Here is a 17,632-nt window from a genome sequence, read left to right on the forward strand (position 1 = left end):
ATGAAAGTTATCGTCGTAGGAATGGGCCGCATGGGCACGAGCCTCGCTCGCAAGCTCGACAGGCAGGGCTACGAGGTCTGCGCCATCGACCAGGACCCCGAGCGCCTCAAGGCACTCGGCCCCACGTTCGGCGGCCAGACCGTCGCGGGCGTCGGATTCGACCGTGAGGTTCTTGCTGCCGCCGGCATCGATCGTGCGAGCGCCGTCATCGCCTGCACCGCTTCTGACGAGACGAACATCGTCGTCGCCCGCATCTCCCGACAGACCTATCGCGTCCCGCGCGTCATCGCGCGCCTGTACGAGATCGGCAATGCCGAGACGTATCGCAGGCTCGGCATCCAGAGCATCTCGACCACCGACTGGGGCGTGAGGCGCGTCTGCGAGCTCCTGACCTTCAACGAGCTCGATGACGTCACCGGCATCGGTTCCGGCGATGTGCGCCTCGTTCGTGCCGACGTGCCGCCGATGCTCGAGGGCAGTCCTATTCGCGAGCTCACCGCCATTGGCGAGATAAGTATCGTCGCCGTCTCTCACGACAACGAGACCTTCGTTCCCACCCAGGGCACGGTCCTCGACCACGGCGACATCATCTACGCCGCCGTCCAGGCGACCTCGGCAAGCAAGTTCCGCGCCATGCTCGGCATGACGGATTAGGAGGCTGTATGAACATCATCATTGTCGGCGGCGGCAAGGTTGGTTCCTACCTCGCCACTCTGTTGGGCAACCGCGGTTACAACGTTCACATCGTCGAGTCAAGGAAGGCCGTTGCGCAGCGCCTCGAGGAGAAGCTGCCCGAGGGTTCCGTTGTGAGGGGCATGGGTTCGAGCCCGGATGTCCTCGAAGAGGCCGGCGTGCTCCAGGCCGACGTCATTATTGCCGTAACGGGCGATGACGAGGTCAACCTCGTGGTCGCTATGCTCGCCAAGATGGAGTACGGCGTGAATCGCGTCGTCGCCCGTGTGAACAACCCGGCAAATGCCTGGATGTTCGACGAGTCTATGGGCGTCGACATCGCCGTTGACCAGGCGGACATCATCACGAAGTCCGTCGAAGAGGGTCTCGACATAGAGGACGTCTTCACTATCATACGCCTCGGAAAGGATGGTCACGAGATCGTCCAGGGCGAGGTTCGCCCGCGCTCCGCGATGGTGGGCAAGTCGATTGCCGAGCTCCAGATTCCCGACGGCCTGGTCTTTGTTGCCCTCGAGCATGAGGGCAACATCCTTATCCCCAACGGTGACACCGCGTTTAGCGCCGGTGACCGTGTGGTCGCCTTCGCGAGCGAGCAGGGCAGGGACTTCCTGAGTCACTCGCTGCAGTAGGGAAGATCTTCGATAGGCCTCGCACCATTGCGTGGTGCATGACCGCCGGGACCAGCCACAGGCTGGCCTCGGCGGTTTTTTAGAGAGGCGGATGCCGCTGGCCATGACATCGATGCCGGGTGCGCTTGGAATCACGATGGAAAGACGCTACCGTAAGCGGGCCGAAATGCGAAGGAGACCAGCGATGACGAAGCCCAGCGGCGCCAAGCGCCACTACGATATGCCCCTGCCGGCCAAGCAGCAGCGCGGACGGCAGACATTTGGCGGACCCGCGCGCGCAGCGGGCATCGGCCCCAACAAGGCATGCGGCCACAAGGGCGGCATCCGCCGTCAGGGCTCCAAGCGCGGGTAACCTAGACCAACATCAACGATGCCCGGGCCCACCTCGAGCACGACGTCGCTGCCGCCGAGCTCGGCAAGGTTGACGATTCTGCCGACGACCTCGTCGTTCACCAGGAAGTTCTGGCCCAGGCGGTGCTTGGTCGCCAGGCCGAAGTCCTCCAGGACCGCGCGGGTCTCGCGCGGGTTTGCCAGCCTCGAGTACGTCACGCGCGGCTACCTCTTCTCGGAGGCCAGGCGCGGGAAGAGGGCGTCGCCCTTGGTGACCTCGACGCCGCCGGCAAGGCCGCCCCACTCGCAGGCGCGGGCCAGGTCGCCGGCGCCGGCCTCGTCGGCCAGGGACATGCGGCGCAGGACCTCGGCGGAGGTCGCGGGCATGAAGGGGGCAAAGAGGTGGGCGCAGATGCGGATGGACTCCAGCAGGTTGACGATGATGCCCTTGAGCTCGCCGGCGCGCTCCGGGTCCTTGGCCACGGCCCAGGGGGCGGTGTCCTCGATGTAGTGGTTGGCGGCGTGGACGAGCTCCATCACCGCGTCCCTGGCGCCCGCGTAGTCCATGACGTCCATGCGCCCGGCGTAGCGGGCCTCGATGCCCTGGGCGATCGCTCGCAGCGGGTTGTCCCTCTCGGCCCAGCCCTCCTCCAGCTCGGGGGTCTTGCCGTCGAAGTACTTGGCGCTCATGTTGAGGGCGCGGGAGACCAGGTTGCCCCAGCTGTTGGCCAGGTCGGCGTTGTAGACCTGCTCCATGCGCTCGAAGGAGACGGCGGAGTCCTCGCCGTGGGCCACGTCGGTCATGAAGTAGTAGCGGTAGCCCTCGACGCCCAGCAGGTCCACCACGTCCTGCGGCGCGATGGCGTTGCCGCGGGACTTGGACATCTTCTCGGCCTTGCCCGTCTCGGCGTTGCGCACGGTGAGGAAGCCGTGGGCAAAGACGTGCTCGGGCAGGGCCTCGCCCAGGGCCATGAGCATGGCCGGCCAGATGACGCAGTGGAAGCGGATGATGTCCTTGCCCACCACGTGGTACTGCGCGGGCCAGCGGTAGGCCAGCTCGGCGCGCGCCTCGTCGGAGTCCGCGCCGTAGCCCACGGCGGTCATGTAGTTGAGAAGCGCGTCGAACCACACGTAGGTCACGTGCCTCTCGTCGAAGGGGACCTTGATGCCCCAGTCAAAGCTCGTGCGGCTGACGGAGAGGTCCGTGAGGCCGCCCTCCACGAAGGAGCGCACCTCGTTCATGCGGAAGGCCGGCTGGACGAAGTCGGGGCGCTCGTCGTAGAGCGCCAGGAGCTTGTCCTGGAAGGCGGAGAGCCTGAAGAAGTAGGACTCCTCCTGCACGCGCTCCAGCGGGCGGCCGCAGTCCGGGCAGAGGTGCTCGCCCTTGGTGCCCTTCTCCTCGTCGGACTTCTTGACCTGGTTCTCGGTGAAGTAGGTCTCCTCCGGCACGCAGTACCAGCCGTCGTAGCTGCCCTTGTAGAGGTAGCCGGACTCCCTCATGCGCTCCCAGAGGTGCTGGACCGCGTGGTTCTGGCGTGGCTCGGTGGTGCGGATGAAGTCGTCGTTGGAGATCTCGAGCCGCTTCCAGAGGTCCTTGAAGAGCGGCGCCTGGCTGTCGCACCACTCCTGCGGGGTGGCAAAGCCGTGCTGCCGGGCGGCCTCGGCGACCTTCTCGCCGTGCTCGTCCATGCCGGTCAGGAACTTGACGTCGTAGCCGGCCGCGCGGCGGTAGCGGGCCTGGACGTCGCAGAGCATGGTGCAGTACGCGGTGCCCAGGTGGGGCGCGGCGTTGACGTAGTAGATGGGGGTGGTGATGAAGAACGAGGGCTTGTCTGCCACGGCTATCTCCTCATGACAGAATGATGGCAATGATGCGCTAACCGTTTAATTGTACTCTGATGCATAGCCCTAGAAATGCGGCGAGAAGTGCGCGCGGAAAGGTGACCCATGACGCTCACGCAGCTCAGGTACGTAGTCGAGGTGGCGGACGCCGGCTCCATCACGGCCGCCGCCGCCCGGCTCTTCATAGCGCAGCCCAGCCTCTCCAAGGCCGTGGGCGAGCTCGAGGCCGAGATGGGCGTGCAGATCTTCGAGCGCTCCAGCCGCGGCGTGGCCCCCACCGAGGAGGGCACGCGGTTTCTCTCCTACGCCCGCCAGGTGGTGGAGCAGGCGGACCTGCTGGAGAGCCGCTATGCGCACGGGGCGCCCGTCCGGCGTGTCTTTGCCGTGAGCAGCCAGCACTACGCCTTCGTGGTCAATGCCTTCGTCGAGCTGGTGCGCGAGATTGGTGGCCAGAAGTACGAGTTCTCGCTGCGCGAGGGCACCACGGCCGGCATCATCGACGACGTGCGCACGCAGAGGAGCGAGGTGGGCGTCATCTACCTCAGCCACTACAACCGCGAGGTCATCATGGGCGCCGTGCGTCGGGCCGAGCTGCGCTTCGAGCCGCTCTTCCGCGCGCGGCCGCACGTCTTCGTGAGCCGGAAGAACCCGCTGGCGGAGCGCCCCAGCGTCACGCTGGAGGACCTCGCGCCGTACCCGCGCCTCACCTACGACCAGGGTGCGCAGAACTCGTTCTACTTCTCGGAGGAGCCGCACGCCGTGGAGCAGGTGGACCGCCAGATCGTGGTCACCGACCGCGCCACTCTCTTCAACCTGCTCATTGGCCTGGACGGCTACACCGTGAGCTCGGGCATCCTCTCTGAGGACCTCAACGGAACGGACATCGTGGCCGTCCCGCTCGAGAGCGACGAGGAGATGCAGGTGGGCCTCCTGCGGCTGGCGGGACGTCCCCTCTCGCCCGTCGCCGCCCGCTACGTTGAGCACCTCCGCGCCTATCTCGCCGCCGTATGAGAGTTGACAAAGGGGCAGCCCCTTTGTCAACTAACGTCATAGTTTTAGGCTATGGATGACGATAGCTGTTAGGTAGTTCACTATGGAGCGAGCCTCTGGCAGACTCTCTTCTCGTCAAGCAGACGCACGAGAGGAGCCAGACATGGCCTACAGCAAGAACGCACCCTTCCGCGCCGACGTGGTCGGCAGCTTCCTTCGCCCCGACGTGCTCAAGCAGGCGCGCGCCGACTTTGCCGCGGGCGTCATCGACGCAGGCGCCCTGCGCGCCGTCGAGGACGAGGCTATCCGCGACCTCGTGGCCAAGCAGAAGGCGGCGGAGCTGCACGTCATCACCGACGGCGAGTTCCGCCGCAGCTACTGGCACCTGGACTTCATGTGGGGGCTCCAGGGCATCGAGCGTCGCACCTCGCGCACGGGCTACCAGTTCCACGACGAGGAGACCACCGCCGACACGGCCGTGGTCACGGGCAAGATCTCTGGCGAGAACCACCCGTTCGTGGAGCACTTCAAGTTCGTGAAGGCGCTTGAGGAGGAGGGCCAGGTGGCCCGCCAGACCATCCCAGCGCCCGCCCAGACCTACTCCGAGGTCATCCTGGACCGCTGCGACGGCCAGCAGGAGAGCCTGCGCGCCGTCTACCCCACCGACGAGGAGCTCATCGCCGACATTGCCACCGCGTACCGCACGGTGCTGGCCGACCTCTACGCCGCCGGCTGCCGCAACGTGCAGTTTGACGACTGCACCTGGGGCATCTACTGCGACCGCGACTTCGTGGCAAAGACTGGCATGAGCCCCGTGGACATCAAGAAGGTCTCCGAGCTGGGCGTGGCCATCAACAACGCCGCGCTGGAGGGCAAGCCGGCAGACCTCGTGGTCAACACCCACGTCTGCCGCGGCAACTACCACTCCACCTACGCCTTCGAGGGCGGCTACGACCCGGTGGCGCCCTACCTGTTTGCGCACGAGGACGTCAGCGCCTTCTACCTTGAGTTTGACACGCCGCGCGCCGGCGGCTTCGAGCCGCTTGCCCACGTGGCGGCCGGCAAGAAGGTGGTGCTGGGCCTGGTCACGAGCAAGCAGCCCGGCCTCGAGGACGAGGAGCTGCTGGTGAGGCGCATCAACGAGGCCGCCCAGTACGTGCCGCTGGAGGACCTCTGCCTCTCCCCGCAGTGCGGCTTTGCCTCCTGCGAGTGCGGGAACAAGCTGACCGAGGAGGAGCAGTGGGCCAAGGTCGCCCTGGTCCAGCGCGTGGCAAAGCGCGTGTGGGGCGAGGATTAGCCGAGAAGGACCTGACCGCCCGGTTGGGCGCCGCTCAAAAACGCCTTCCACTGGAAGCCCCTTCTGCGCAGCGGGAGGGGCTTCTCGCCATTTGCGCAGAAGGGGCTTCCAGTGGAAGGCAAAAGTGAGCACACAAGGGCACTTTCAGTCCGCCGCGCAGAAATGCCCTCCAGTGGAAGGCAACCTTGAGCAGCTGGGAGTCCCCATGCGCACTGCGCAGAAATGCCTTCCAGTGGAGGCCAAAAGTGAGCGCAGAAGGCCTCCTTCAGCCCGCCGCGCAAAGGGCCCTTCCAGTGGAAGGCCAATTTGAGCGCCTGGAGGCAATTGCGACCCGTCGCGCACAGACGCCTTCCAGCGGAAGCAAAACGTGAGCGGGGCATTCTCCCCTCAGCTGCCATCAAACCCCGAGAAAAGACGCGACGCTCAAAGGCCACGCAAACGAAAGCCCCCAAGCACCAAAGAGGGTCGGGAACCTGAAGCGGGCTGCGTCCATTACCCCAGTTGAAGAATCTTGTCGTACACCTGGGCCTTGGGAAGCGAGAAGGACTTGGCAAGCCGCTTGGCCAGGGCGCTCTTGGGCTCGCCTGCGGCAAGTCCCTGGGCGATGGCCTCCTCAAGCGTGGCGGGGCCTCCCGAGGCGGCGCGGCGCCGGTCCTCCAGCTCCGCGGCGTCGGGCGCGGCGATGACCACCACGCACTCCCCGCGGACCTCCCCGCGGGCCGCCACCTCGGCGGCAAGCTCGCCCGCCACGCCGCGCACGCATTCCTCGTGGAGCTTGGTGAGCTCGCGCACGAGCGCCACGCGCCGCGCCGGAAAGACCTCGGCCACGTTGGCCAGGGTCTCCGCCACGCGCCGGGGGCTCTCGTAGCAGACGATGGTGCCCGGCACCAGGGCAAGCTCCCTAAGGCGCGTCACCTGCGCGGACTTGCGCCTGGGCAGGAAGCCCTCGAAGAAGAAGTGCTCGCTCGCCAGGCCGGAGGCAACGAGCGCGCAGGTCACGGCCGAGGGGCCAGGGATGACCTCGACGGAAAGGCCCTCGTCCAGGGCCGCGTCCACCAGGCGCTGGCCCGGGTCGGAGACGCCCGGCATGCCCGCGTCGGAGACAAACGCCACGCGCTCCCCCGCCCGCAGGCGGTCCAGCACGGCAGGGACGCGCTGCTCGATGACGTTCTCGTCGCAGCGCTCCAGGTGCGTGTGGAGGCCGAAGGCGGCCATGAGCTTGCCCGTGACGCGGGTGTCCTCGCACAGCACGACGTCGGCCGCGTCCAGCGTGGAGACCACGCGCGGCGAGGCGTCCTGCAGGTTTCCGATGGGCGTGCCCACCATGGAGAGCATGCCGGTCATCAGGCGATCATCCCCCGCTCGAAGGTTGCCATTGCCACGCGCGCGTCCCAGCCGGGCAGCAGGCCCGAGGTCTTCCAGGTGTTGAAGAACCAGGCGGGAGCCTTCTCGTAGGCGGCGATCTGCTCGGAGGTGAAGACGCGCTCCAGGGCAATGCGGCCCTCGGGCGTCATGGCGGAGTCCGCGATGGGCAGCGCCGCGGACCATTTGCCCACCATGACCGGCATGCCGGCGCGGGCGGCCTCGCGCAGCTGGCGAGAGTTGCGCTCCACCAGGCGGCGCACCCCCGAGGGGCCAGAGACGTCCACGCGCGTGGTCGGGCGTCGGTCGAGGTGGCAGTCGAGCCAAGCGTTGCGGTAGTGGCGCTGGGCCATGAAGCGGCCCCAGCCGCCAGGAATGCCGCCGTCGGGCATGATGACCACGGGCTCCTCGCCCGCGGCGTGGCGGACCAGCTCGTAGGCCTCGCGATAGTAGTTGCGCAGGAGGTGGACGGGCATGCCCTCGGTGAGGGTCAGCCCAAGCCGGCGCTGCGAGACCACGTCGTCGGCAAGCTCGATGCCAAAGAAGCCCATGCGGGAGGCGTAGCGCTTGGAGAGCCTGAAGACCACGTCAAGCGCCCTCTCGCGAGAAAGGCGCATGTCGGCAAGGTCATGGGTGGCCTCTCCGCCGCGCCCGGGGCCGCCAGGATTGATGGCCAGGGCAAAGACGACCTTGAGGCCAAGCTCCTCGGCCCAGTCCAGCGCATCGTCGACGTGCTCCATGCAGCCGACGAAGCCGATGGTCTGCGCCGCGCCGTCGCCAAAGGCGTACCAGGGGACGGGCAGCCTCACGGCGTTGAAGCCGCGCGAGGCTATTCTCACAAAGTCGTCCCTCGTGATGAAGGAGTTGCGGTGGCGACGGACGACCTCGGCGTAGTTGCGCGCGCCAAGCCCCTTGAGCAGGGCGTCCTCGTCAAGGGCCCCCGCCTCGGCAAACAGCTCGGGCGTCACCCACGGCTCAAGCGAGAGCCAACCCGTCAGGTTCACTCCGTGCAGCGTGCCGTCTGCCGTATGACCACCTCCGTCGTGCTTCTCGCCTCATGCGCGGCCGGGCGCTCCCCTGGGCCCGGCCCACTTACCTTGAGTCTACCCCCGGTCAGGCGAGAAGGACGCGCGGTTGTTGGGAGTCTCGTTGCAATCCACGCGGCTCACGGGAAGGCCACGCGCGACCAGGCGCTCGAAGAGGTAGCGGGCCAGGTTCTCGGACGTGGTGCGGAAGGGCAGGACGGTGAGGCTGAAGCCCTCGGCCGCCAGCGCGTCCATGGTCGCGGGGGCAAGCGAGCCCTCCTCCACCAGGAAGGTGTGGTCGAGCGCGTCGCACTCCTCGCGCACGATGCGCTTGAGGGTGGCAAAGTCAACGACCATGTCCTTCTCGGTGCCGAACGCGCCCAGCTCGGAGGCGCGCACGTAGGCCGTCACGCGCCACTGGTGGCCATGCAGGTTCTCGCACTTGCCGTTGTAGTCCGTCAGGAAGTGCGCCGAGTCAAACCAGTACTCGGTGGAAAGCTCGTACATCGTGTCTCCTCTCAGCTGCATGGCCATCTTACGGCACGCGCCGGACGCAATGGGGGCGCGCCAGCAAGTCCACGCGAGTCCGTGTCACAACTTTGGATGGAATTGAGCGGCAACTGGAAAAACGCGAATCTCATCAGAAGTTGTGACACAGAGCTGGCTCTAGGCCACAGGCTCGGCCGCCCAGACAAAAGCCGCCCGGCGAGAAGGTCCTCTCGTCGGGCGGCCTGCGCTTGATGTCTAGCTACTCGGCGTCGGAGCCGCCGTTGCCGCGGCCACGGCCGCCACGGTGGCGGCGACGAGGCTTGGGGGCGTCGCCGGCGCCCTCGCCGGAGGCGGGACGCTGTCCACTGGCGTTGCCCCGCGGGCTGCCGCTGCCGGCAGCGCCGCCCTTGTCGCCGGGCCTGCGGGTGCGCTTGGGGCGCATGCCGCCGCCACGCTTGGGCTGCTGCTCTCCCCCGCGCTCGGGCGTGGCCTCGCCGGCCTGGTGGTGACGGCGGCGGGCAGGCTTGCCGTCGCTGGCCGCAGGCTGCTGGCCGCGGCCGGGACGGGCCTGCTGGCCTACGGCCGGAGCGGAGCCGTTGGCGGCATCGGCGCCGCCACGGCGCTTACGGCGGCGACGTCCGTCCTCGCCGGCAGCCTCGCCGGCAGCCTGGCCCTGGGCGCCCCCGCGCATGTGCTGCGGGCGGTCGCCCTTCTCGCCAGGCTTGCCGCCGCGAGCACCGCTTGCACTGCCGGAGGCGTTGCCGCCGTCATCGGAGCGGCGGCGCTTGCGGCGGGTGCTCACGAAGATGTCCGCGGCGTCCACGGTCTGCTCGGGGGCCACGCCGTTCTTGCGGTCAAGCTCGGCGAGGGCCATCTGGACGTCCGGGGAGTCCAGGCGGTCGAGAACCTCGCGCGTCACGGTGTCGGGCCTGCAGGCGCAGCCCAGCTCCTTGGACTTCTTGCAGGCGGCCTCGGAGGCCGTCATGTCGGCCAGGGCCACGCGAATCTGCTTGCCACTCTCGAGGCGCAGGCAGATCTGCTCCTTGGGCGTGTCGTACTCGATGATCTTGCCCTTGCCCAGCGGCGTGTCGATGACGGCGTTGCGCTTGGGGGCACGGCCCTTGAAGTCGCGGTAGGCCTCGAACTCGTAGCGCAGGCAGCACATGAGGCGGCCGCACGCGCCGGAGATCTTGGTGGAGTTGAGCGGCAGGTCCTGCTCCTTGGCCATGCGGATGGAGACCGGGTCGAAGGACATGTTGAACCTGCGGCAGCAGAGCTCCTGGCCGCAGTGGCCATAGCCGCCCACAATGGCGGCCTCCTCGCGCACGCCGATCTGGCGCATGTCGATGCGGACGTGGAGCTCGCGGGAGAGGTCACGGACGAGCTGCCTGAAGTCCACGCGCTCCTCGGCGGCAAAGTAGCAGACGGCCTTCTCGCCGTCGAAGAGGTACTCCACGCCGACGGGCTTCATGTCCAGGCCGCTGGCGCCCACCAGGCGGCGGAACGTGGGCATGGCATCCTCGCCGCGGGAGGCGAGCTGCTCGGCGCGGTCGAGGTCGGAGTCCGTGGCTATGCGCACGACCGAGCGCAGCTGGGCATGGCCGATGACGTGCTCAAGCTCCTCCTCGGAGACCTCTCGGGCGTCTGCCGTGGCAAGGCCGATCTCTGTTCCGCGCTCGGTGGAGCAGATGACGTGGTCGGCTTCCTGGGCGCCGGTGCCGGCGGGGTCAAACCACAGGTCGCGCGCGGCGTAGGTGAACTTCACCGGAATGATGGTGGGCATGCGAGTGCCTCCTTTATGGAAAGCAGCATGGCCTCAAGGGCCAGCTGCGGCGATACGTTGTGGGCGAGGTCCTCCGCCGCCGCGGAGCACGCCGCCAGGGCGCGGGTGACGCCGCCCACGCCAGTTGCCGCGGCAATGCGCTCGATGGCGGCCGCGGCGTCCTCGTTCACGATCTTGCGGGAGACGTCCTCGCAGCGAACGAGCACGTCACGAAGGACGGACTCTGTAGCTGCAAGAACCTCCATCATACCCGAACGCTCTCGGGCGGAGAGCTCGCGCTTGTTTGCGTCCTCGAGCTGCTTGAGCGCCGCCGCGGTGAGGAAGTCCGAGGACTCGTCCAGCGCCTCCTTCTGGGCGGCGACCACGTCGGCCAGCGGGAGCTTTGCCTCCTCCACTATCTGGCGGGCCGCCTGGAGCACGTCCCAGGAGTCGTCCCTTGCCAGCTGGTCAAGCGTGCTCACCACCAGGCGGCGCACCTGCCTTCTGCCGGGCGAACTCAGGAACTCGACGGCGTGGGAGGCGGAGCCCGCCACGGAGAGGGCGATGGCAGCCTCCTGCGGGGTTGCCGCGGCCTCGCGCTGGACCCGGGCAAGGGCCACCTCCGGCGGCACCGACGAGAAGGGCACCACCTGGCAGCGAGAGACGATGGTGGGCAGAAGGCTTGCCACCGTGCGCCCACAAAGGATGAAGGTCACGCCGGCGGGCGGCTCCTCAAGGGTCTTGAGCAGCGCATTTGCCGCCGTTCCGCGCAGAAGCTCGGCCCGCTCCAGCACGTAGACCTTTGAGGGGGCGCGCATGGGGGCAAGCTGGGCGTCGGCGATGACCTCGCGCACCTGGTCGGCAAGGTAGCCCACGGCCGACGCCGGGGCGTACCAGTGGACGTCGGGGTGCGTCTTGTGCGCCACGCGGCGGCACTCGTCACACGAGCCGTCTCCCCCGTTGGGGCAGACGATGCACTTGGCCAAGGCCTCGGCAGCCTCGTGCTTGCCCGAGCCCGGGGCGCCCACAAAGAGATAGGCATGGCTGAGACGCCCCTCGACCACCGCACGGGCCAGGAAGTCGCGCACGCGCGGCTGGTCCGAGAGACCCGCCAGCGCGGCGGGGGCGTCCGTCGGCGCGTTGCCCATCACGCCTCACCCCTACCGTCGAGAAGTCCGTCCACCAGGGGCGCAGCCTCGTCCACAAGGCGCCCGAGGACCTCCTCGGTGCTGCCCGTGGCATCGACCACGTGTACGCGGCCCGGCTCGGCCGCCGCAAGATCGAGGTAGCCCTGGCGCACGCGCTCCTGGAAGGCCACGCCCTCGGCCTCGAGCCGGTCCGCTCCGCCCCTGGTGGCACGGGCAAGGGCGTCTTTGGTGTCCATGTCCAGCACCAGCGTGAGGTCGGGCGTGACGCCGCAGCTGCCCAGGGCGTTTGCCTGGCTGATGACCCGGGCGTCCAGGGCGCGACCAGCGGCCTGGTAGGCGTAGGTGGAGTCATAGAATCGGTCGCACAGCACCACGGCGCCGCGGGCGAGCGCGGGCTCGATGACCTGACGGACCAGCTGGGCGCGAGACGCCTCAAAGAGAAGGAGCTCACACTCGGGGGCCATCTCGGCGTTGTCCGGATCAAGCACGAGCGAGCGGATCTTCTCGCTTATGGACGTGCCGCCGGGCTCGCGCAGGCGCACGACCTCGCGGCCGGCCGCCTGGATGGCGTCGGCCAGCAGGGCGACCTGCGTGGACTTGCCACAGCCGTCCGCCCCCTCGAGCGTGATGAACGTGCCCCGCATAGCGCCTCCGCCTTCCGATTGCCTAACCCATATAGGATATACGCCTTACGCGATCTGCGCCAAAAGCGCAGGATCGATCCGCACCTCAAGCAGGTCCTCCATCCGGCAGCCCAGGACGGCGGCAAGGCTTGCGACCGTGGCGGCCTGGGCATGGTTGACGTCCTTCTTGCGCTGCTCGTACATCTGGATGGAGCGCAGGGAGACCTTGGCGCGAAAGGCCAGCTCCTGCTGGGAGAGGCCGGCCTCCCTGCGAAGCGCCGCCAGCCGCGTGGGGCCGGACAGCCGCTCTTTCTCCACGCGCCGCGCAGCCAGACGCACGAACCTTGACTCATCGGCCTCGTGGTAGGGGTGGTACATGCGCACCACTGTGTCATAGGGCGCCGCCGAGAAGAGCTCGCCAAACGTGACGCCGAGCTCCCACTGGGCGCGCGCGACGACCCAGCCCGCCCAGTAGTCGGGCGTCTTCTCAAAGCGGAAGCGCGGCTCCGTCCCCCTGGCGTCTCCGTAGCCGAGCTCGTGCGAGAGCTCCCAGAAGAGCTCCACGCCAGAGAGGCCTCCCAGGACGCGCGGGTTGCCGCGCCCGAACTCCCGCCCGACGGCGCTCACGGCAAAGAGCTCCGCAACCTCGCTGCCCTCGGCGCCGTAGTCGTTGACCGCAAAGTCGAAGAAACAGGCGAGCTCCGTCATGGCGTCCGCAAGGTAGAGCTCATCGTAGGCGCTCATCGTCTTTGCCCACCCTCCCCGAGATCAGATCCAGCACGTATATGCCCTCCGGGTCAAAGCCGGGGCCCTCCGAGAACGCCTTTCTGGCCTCAAGGTCCCTGCGTTTGCGCCGAGGGTAGAAGCAGCGCGCGGGTGCGGGCTCGAAGTCGATGTATTCCAAGCTCTCAAGCGCCCGCGGCGTCCGCAAGGCGACCTGGCGGCCCAGGCCTCCAAGCCTCATCGCCCAGCTCAGCTGCTCCACGCTCAGCGAGTTTGAGACGAACTGCCTCACAAACGAGAAGTACGAGTCATCAGCGCGATATCCGCAAATGACGTCATATCCGGACAGGTCAACCGGATAGTTCTCCCTGATCCACTCCGCCGCCTCGAGCGCCACGGGAGAGCCCAGGTTGACGACCCTGTGAGTCAGAAGGACGCTCAGCCACTCAAGAACCGACCGAGCGCCGGCGTCAAGGTCCAAGACCGCAAGGCCCTCCAGGTCAAGCTCGTACCGGTTGGCCACGCCGTCGATCTCCTCGCAGCGACACGCCCATTCCCTTGCGAGCTCAAGGTGCTCGGTCATGTAGAACGCACGGCCGTAGTCGTTGTTCTCGCGACAGAACGAGAGGTCGGGATGCCTGACGATCATCGTCGAGCCATGCCAGAGCTCCATGAGGTCCTCCCGTCACTATCACCGTGGTGATAGTCTAGCAGATTCCACAAAAAGGGCCGGCGCGTGGCCGGCCCCGAGGTGACGATCTTCTCGCTTGCTAGGCCTTCTTCTTGGCCGTGGTCTTCTTGGCGGCGCTCTTCTTGGCCGCAGTCTTCTTGGCAGCGGGCTTCTTGGCAGAGGCCGCCTTGGTGCCGGTCCCGCGACCGCGGCCGCGGCCGGCGGCGGCCTTCTTCTCCCTGCCCGGGCAGTCCATGTTGGGGCAGAGCTTCCACGGGCCGCGCGCCGTGGTCACGATGACCATGGGGGCGCCGCAGTCCGGGCACTCCTCGCCCGTGGCCTCGAGCTTGCCGCGCTGGGGCAGCGGGTAGCTGGTGCCGCAGTCGTCGTAGTTGGTGCAGCGGATGAAGCGCTTGCCCGTGCGCTCGGACTTGTGGGCGATGAGCTTGCCCGTGCGGCCGGCCTCGGCACAGGCGTGGCAGACGCCAACCTCCACGTCAGGCTCGCGGTTGGTGGGGCAGGCGGGGTTGATGCAGGTCTCGTACGCCTTCTGGCGGAAGGGCTGGACCTTGATGCGCGGGGCGCCGCAGTCCGGGCAGACGGCGGCCTCGCCCTCCAGGGCCTCGATGCGGCCCTGCGGCAGCGGGTAGGTGACGTCGCAGTCGGGCCAGCCCATGCAGCCGGCAAAGCTGCCACGGGTCTTTGCGCTGGTCTTGACCACGAGGTCGCGCCCGCACTTGGGGCACACGCCAATCTTGGCGTCAGCCGTGACGGCGTCCGCGATGGCCTCGGAGAGGTCCTCGGTGTGCTCGATCAGCCCATCCATCATGCCGGCGAGAAGCGCGCGCGAGTGGGTGACCACCTGGGTCTGGGTGTCGGTGCCCTCGGCGACCTTGGTCATGTCGTCCTCGAGCTCGCTGGTCATCTCGGGCGTGGTGATGCGCGGCGCGTAGGTGTTGAGCGCGTCGATGATGGCCATGCCCAGCTGGCTGGGCTCGCACGGGTCGTTCTTGAGGTACTTGCGCTGGTAGAGCGTGTCGATGATGCTCGCACGCGTGGACTTGGTGCCCAGGCCGCGCTTCTCCATCTCCTGGATGAGCTTGCCCTGGCTGTAGCGCGCGGGCGGCTCGGTCTGCTTGGCCAGGAGGTCCATCTTCTGCACGTCGCAGACGTCGCCCTCGTGGAGCTCGGGCAGCTGGTCGTCCTTCTTGAGGCCATAGGGGTAGATGGAGCGGAAGCCCGGGTTGGCAAGCACGTTGCCAGAGGCCTGGAAGGGCTCGCCGTTGACGTCGAAGGTCACCTTGGTGCCCTCGATGGTGGCAGGCCCCATGAGAGTGGCCAGGAAGCGCCGGGCGATGAGGTTGTAGAGCTTCCACGCCGCAGGCTGGAGCTTCTCGGGGTCGGCCGCGCCCGTGGGGTAGATGGGCGGGTGGTCGGTGGTCTCCTGCTTGCCGCGCGTTGCGGTGAGCTTGGGCTGGGAAAGAAGCGCCTTGCAGGTGGGCGCGTACTGCGGGACCTTGGAGATGGTGCGCACGCAGTCCTTGAGGTCCAGCGAGCTGGGGTAGACGGTGTTGTCCACGCGTGGGTAGGAGATGAGGCCGTCCATGTAGAGGCTCTCGGCCAGGCGCATGGTGCGGGCCGGCGAGATGCCCTCCGCGGCCGCGGCGGCCTGGAGGCTCGTGGTGTTGAAGGGCGCGGGCGGGCGCTGGGTGCGGCTCTTGCGCTCCACGGCGGTCACGCGCGCCTCCTTGGCGCCCGCCACGTTGGCGTACGCGGCGTCGGCGGCGTCCTTGTCCCAGAAGCGGGCCGTGGTGTGGCTGACCTTGAAGGGTTCCTCCTCGCCGTGGCTGGCCTCGCCGGAGATCACCCAGTAGTCCTCGGGCTTGAAGGCCATGCGCTCGCGCTCGCGCTCGACCACGAGGGCGAGCGTCGGCGTCTGCACGCGGCCGGCGGAGCGGGTGTTGCCAAAGCCCGAGAAGCGGGCCGTGGTGAGGTAGCGCGTGAGGACGGCGCCCCAGATGAGGTCGATGTACTGACGGCTCTCGCCGGCGTCGGCCAGGTCCTGGTCAAGCTCGACCAGGTTGTTGAAGGCGTGGTCGATCTCTGCCTTGGTGAAGGCGGAGTAGCGCGCGCGGGAGACGGGCACGTCGGGGGCCACCTCGCGGATCTGGCGCAGGGCGTCAGAGCCGATGAGCTCTCCCTCGCGGTCGAAGTCCGTGCCGATGACGACGGAGTCGGCCTTCTTGGCGAGGTTCTTGAGCGAGCGGATGATGCCCTTCTCGGCCGGGGTCTTCTCGATGGGGGCCCAGACCAGGTACGGAAGGCTGGCGATCTTCCAGCCCTTGATGTCGATGCCGTCCTTGAGGTAGGGCTTGCGCTTGGTGTCGTAGGGCGGGCGGGCAAGGCCGTCGGGGACGTCGGCAGGAAGGACCTCGCCCTCGGCCGTCACGCCAAACCAGCCCTCCTCGTCGTTGAACTTGAGCTCGGGCGGGAAGTCGGGCTGCAGGATGTGGCCACGCAGGCCGATGGTCACGCAGTCCTCCCCGCCCCTGCGGAAGCGGTAGACGGGGGTGTCGTAGACCTTGTCGGCCTTGGGCTTGCCGGAGTCGGAAAGCAGGCGTGCAATCTGGCCGGCAGCGTCGTTCTTCTCGGTGACGATGAGCTTCAAGGGTGGTCCTTACGTGGGTCTTAGTCGTTGTCCAGGGCGTGCTGCTCGTAGTCCTCGCGGGACCACTTGAGGGCGGCCTTGCCGTCGCGGGCCACGATGATGTAGCGGGCCACGGCCAGGGCGACCTCGTAGAGGGCGATGAGCGCGGCAAACATCAGCAGCATGGTGATCGGGGAGGCGTCCGGGGTGACGACGGCGGAGAGGATCATGAGGGCAACGTAGACGTAGCGCCACTGGGAACGGAAGGTCTTGTACGGCACGACGTGCAGGATGGAGAGGTAGAAGATGACCAGCGGCAGCTGGAAGGCAATGCCAAAGCCAATCTCCAGCATCATGTAGATGTTCAGGTAGTCCTCGGCGTTGGCCAGGTTCTGGGCAAACTCGAAGCTCTGGTCGAGCAGCCAGCCGAAGGCGGCGGACTGGATGACAAAGTAGCAGAAGATCATGCCCAGGAAGAACAGGACGACCATGGCCGCCACGGTAGGCACGACCCACTTGCGCTCGTTGGGCTTGAGCGCCGGCAGGAAGAAGCCCATGACCTCCCAGATGATGATGGGGGCGCAGATGATGACCGAGAAGAACAGAGCCACCTGAAAGCGGATGGTGAAGCCGCCCAGCGCGGTGAAGACGTAGAGGTCGCCTCCGCGCATGGCCTCGCGGATCTGGTCCATCATGAGCTCGATGAGGGCCGGGGTGGCAAAGTACACCACGATGGCGCAGACAAGAAGCGACACCACGATGATGGTGAGGCGGCGGCGGAGCTCTCCGATGTGGTCGAAGAGCGGCATGCGTGCGGGTCCGATCGGCATGGCTTCTAGGCCTCCTTCTGGTTCTGGTCGTCAGCGGGGGCCTCGGTCTTGGCGGGGCGCTTCACGGCGTACAGGTCTGCGGCGGTGAGGGGCTTGCTCTCCTCGGGTTCCGCAGCGGACTCGGCGGGGGCAGGGGCAACGGGCGCCTCGGCGGCGGGGGCGTCGGCATCGGCGCTGGCGTCATCGGCCGCGGCATCGGTCTCGCTGGCGGCCGTGGCGGCCTCGGCGGCCTTGGCCTCCTCGGCGGCGCGGCGCTCGGCCTCGAGGCGGGCCTTGCGCTCGGCAAAGGTCTCGGAGCGCTTGGCGGCGGGCTTGCCCTCGCCGCCCTCGATGTCGGCGTCCTCCTCGAACTCCTCAGAGCGCTTGCGGTTGGGCTTCTTGTCGCCCATGGCCTCTGCGGCCGGGTCGACGATCTCGGTCTGGACGACCTGGGTGAAGCCCTCCTGGGCGTTCCTGAACTGGCGCAAGGCGCGGCCGAGGGTCTTGCCCATTCCCGGAAGCTTGTCGGGCCCGAAGATCATGAACGCGAAAATCAGGATGAGCGCAAGCTCTGTCTCTCCGATTCCAAACAC

At 67.6% G+C, this 17,632-nt stretch carries 17 protein-coding genes and 1 pseudogene; 5 read left to right on the forward strand and 13 right to left on the reverse strand.

Annotation, left to right across the window (positions count from 1 at the left end; translation table 11 throughout):
- From DXV50_RS05985 to DXV50_RS05995, 3 genes are all read left to right on the forward strand, one after another.
- Window positions 1–654, forward strand: a complete 654-nt coding sequence (locus DXV50_RS05985) for a potassium channel family protein (protein ID WP_117205348.1) — start codon at window positions 1–3, stop codon at window positions 652–654.
- Window positions 655–662: 8 nt separating this feature from the next.
- Entirely contained in the window at window positions 663–1,322 is a 660-nt protein-coding gene (locus tag DXV50_RS05990; RefSeq protein WP_117205349.1) for an NAD-binding protein, read from the forward strand.
- A gap of 184 nt (window positions 1,323–1,506) precedes the next feature.
- Window positions 1,507–1,674, forward strand: a complete 168-nt coding sequence (locus DXV50_RS05995; protein WP_117205350.1) for an integrase — start codon at window positions 1,507–1,509, stop codon at window positions 1,672–1,674.
- Between the two features lie 17 nt (window positions 1,675–1,691).
- Here DXV50_RS05995 and DXV50_RS06000 read toward each other — a convergent pair.
- Both DXV50_RS06000 and metG read right to left on the reverse strand, forming a co-directional pair.
- Window positions 1,692–1,871, reverse strand: a pseudogene (locus DXV50_RS06000) (rRNA adenine N-6-methyltransferase family protein); the annotation flags it as partial.
- A gap of 6 nt (window positions 1,872–1,877) precedes the next feature.
- The gene (gene metG, locus DXV50_RS06005; RefSeq protein ID WP_117205345.1) at window positions 1,878–3,491 is read right to left on the reverse strand and encodes a methionine--tRNA ligase; all 1,614 of its coding nucleotides are present in this window, start codon (window positions 3,489–3,491) and stop codon (window positions 1,878–1,880) included.
- 108 nt (window positions 3,492–3,599) lie between these two features.
- Here metG and DXV50_RS06010 point away from each other — a divergent pair, with 108 nt between their 5' ends.
- The gene (locus tag DXV50_RS06010) at window positions 3,600–4,505 is read left to right on the forward strand and encodes a LysR family transcriptional regulator (protein ID WP_117205352.1); all 906 of its coding nucleotides are present in this window, start codon (window positions 3,600–3,602) and stop codon (window positions 4,503–4,505) included.
- A 142-nt stretch (window positions 4,506–4,647) separates the two neighbouring features.
- Window positions 4,648–5,781 carry a 5-methyltetrahydropteroyltriglutamate--homocysteine S-methyltransferase gene (locus DXV50_RS06015; protein ID WP_117205353.1) on the forward strand — a complete coding sequence of 378 codons (1,134 nt, stop codon included), beginning with the start codon at window positions 4,648–4,650 and terminating at the stop codon, window positions 5,779–5,781.
- A gap of 492 nt (window positions 5,782–6,273) precedes the next feature.
- On the opposite strand, the gene rsmI is transcribed toward DXV50_RS06015, so the two are convergent.
- From rsmI to DXV50_RS09960, 11 genes are all read right to left on the reverse strand, one after another.
- Entirely contained in the window at window positions 6,274–7,125 is an 852-nt protein-coding gene (rsmI, locus tag DXV50_RS06020) for a 16S rRNA (cytidine(1402)-2'-O)-methyltransferase (protein ID WP_232817474.1), read from the reverse strand.
- A complete protein-coding gene (locus tag DXV50_RS09865) occupies window positions 7,125–8,147 on the reverse strand; it encodes a glycoside hydrolase family 5 protein (protein WP_117205355.1) in 1,023 nt (340 codons plus the stop codon). The genes rsmI and DXV50_RS09865 overlap by 1 nt, the downstream gene beginning before the upstream one ends.
- A gap of 99 nt (window positions 8,148–8,246) precedes the next feature.
- On the reverse strand, window positions 8,247–8,675 hold the full coding sequence (locus DXV50_RS06030; protein ID WP_117205356.1) for a 6-pyruvoyl trahydropterin synthase family protein: 429 nt from the start codon (window positions 8,673–8,675) through the stop codon (window positions 8,247–8,249).
- 241 nt (window positions 8,676–8,916) lie between these two features.
- A complete protein-coding gene (locus DXV50_RS06035; RefSeq protein WP_117205357.1) occupies window positions 8,917–10,440 on the reverse strand; it encodes a PSP1 domain-containing protein in 1,524 nt (507 codons plus the stop codon).
- On the reverse strand, window positions 10,419–11,567 hold the full coding sequence (locus DXV50_RS06040; protein WP_117205358.1) for a DNA polymerase III subunit: 1,149 nt from the start codon (window positions 11,565–11,567) through the stop codon (window positions 10,419–10,421). Before DXV50_RS06040 ends, DXV50_RS06035 begins: the two co-directional genes overlap by 22 nt.
- Window positions 11,567–12,211 (reverse strand): dTMP kinase, encoded by a 645-nt coding sequence (tmk, locus tag DXV50_RS06045; protein ID WP_117205359.1) that lies wholly within the window; start codon window positions 12,209–12,211, stop codon window positions 11,567–11,569. Before tmk ends, DXV50_RS06040 begins: the two co-directional genes overlap by 1 nt.
- A 45-nt stretch (window positions 12,212–12,256) precedes the next feature.
- Window positions 12,257–12,934: a helix-turn-helix domain-containing protein gene (locus DXV50_RS06050; protein WP_117205360.1), complete on the reverse strand. Its 678-nt coding sequence runs from the start codon at window positions 12,932–12,934 to the stop codon at window positions 12,257–12,259.
- Window positions 12,918–13,586 carry a DUF3990 domain-containing protein gene (locus DXV50_RS06055; protein WP_117205361.1) on the reverse strand — a complete coding sequence of 223 codons (669 nt, stop codon included), beginning with the start codon at window positions 13,584–13,586 and terminating at the stop codon, window positions 12,918–12,920. Before DXV50_RS06055 ends, DXV50_RS06050 begins: the two co-directional genes overlap by 17 nt.
- A 97-nt stretch (window positions 13,587–13,683) precedes the next feature.
- A complete protein-coding gene (locus DXV50_RS06060) occupies window positions 13,684–16,251 on the reverse strand; it encodes a DNA topoisomerase I (RefSeq protein ID WP_117205362.1) in 2,568 nt (855 codons plus the stop codon).
- Between the two features lie 20 nt (window positions 16,252–16,271).
- Window positions 16,272–17,060 carry a twin-arginine translocase subunit TatC gene (gene tatC, locus DXV50_RS06065; protein WP_117205363.1) on the reverse strand — a complete coding sequence of 263 codons (789 nt, stop codon included), beginning with the start codon at window positions 17,058–17,060 and terminating at the stop codon, window positions 16,272–16,274.
- A gap of 5 nt (window positions 17,061–17,065) precedes the next feature.
- Window positions 17,066–17,632 (reverse strand): Sec-independent protein translocase subunit TatA/TatB, encoded by a 567-nt coding sequence (locus DXV50_RS09960; RefSeq protein WP_117205364.1) that lies wholly within the window; start codon window positions 17,630–17,632, stop codon window positions 17,066–17,068.

The sequence above is a fragment of the Paratractidigestivibacter faecalis genome (genome assembly GCF_003416765.1).
Taxonomy (GTDB): Bacteria; Actinomycetota; Coriobacteriia; order Coriobacteriales; family Atopobiaceae; genus Paratractidigestivibacter; species Paratractidigestivibacter faecalis.

Excerpts from the sequence above, each read along its gene's own strand:
- DXV50_RS06030 (WP_117205356.1), bottom strand. The coding sequence starts at position 8,675 with ATGTACGAGCTTTCCACCGAGTACTGGTTTGACTCGGCGCACTTCCTG.
- tatC (WP_117205363.1), bottom strand. The coding sequence starts at position 17,060 with ATGCCGATCGGACCCGCACGCATGCCGCTCTTCGACCACATCGGAGAG.
- DXV50_RS05985 (WP_117205348.1), top strand. The coding sequence starts at position 1 with ATGAAAGTTATCGTCGTAGGAATGGGCCGCATGGGCACGAGCCTCGCT.
- DXV50_RS06015 (WP_117205353.1), top strand. The coding sequence starts at position 4,648 with ATGGCCTACAGCAAGAACGCACCCTTCCGCGCCGACGTGGTCGGCAGC.
- DXV50_RS06040 (WP_117205358.1), bottom strand. The coding sequence starts at position 11,567 with ATGGGCAACGCGCCGACGGACGCCCCCGCCGCGCTGGCGGGTCTCTCG.
- DXV50_RS05990 (WP_117205349.1), top strand. The coding sequence starts at position 663 with ATGAACATCATCATTGTCGGCGGCGGCAAGGTTGGTTCCTACCTCGCC.
- DXV50_RS05995 (WP_117205350.1), top strand. The coding sequence starts at position 1,507 with ATGACGAAGCCCAGCGGCGCCAAGCGCCACTACGATATGCCCCTGCCG.
- DXV50_RS06035 (WP_117205357.1), bottom strand. The coding sequence starts at position 10,440 with ATGCCCACCATCATTCCGGTGAAGTTCACCTACGCCGCGCGCGACCTG.
- DXV50_RS06055 (WP_117205361.1), bottom strand. The coding sequence starts at position 13,586 with ATGGAGCTCTGGCATGGCTCGACGATGATCGTCAGGCATCCCGACCTC.
- tmk (WP_117205359.1), bottom strand. The coding sequence starts at position 12,211 with ATGCGGGGCACGTTCATCACGCTCGAGGGGGCGGACGGCTGTGGCAAG.
- DXV50_RS06050 (WP_117205360.1), bottom strand. The coding sequence starts at position 12,934 with ATGAGCGCCTACGATGAGCTCTACCTTGCGGACGCCATGACGGAGCTC.
- DXV50_RS06010 (WP_117205352.1), top strand. The coding sequence starts at position 3,600 with ATGACGCTCACGCAGCTCAGGTACGTAGTCGAGGTGGCGGACGCCGGC.
- rsmI (WP_232817474.1), bottom strand. The coding sequence starts at position 7,125 with ATGACCGGCATGCTCTCCATGGTGGGCACGCCCATCGGAAACCTGCAG.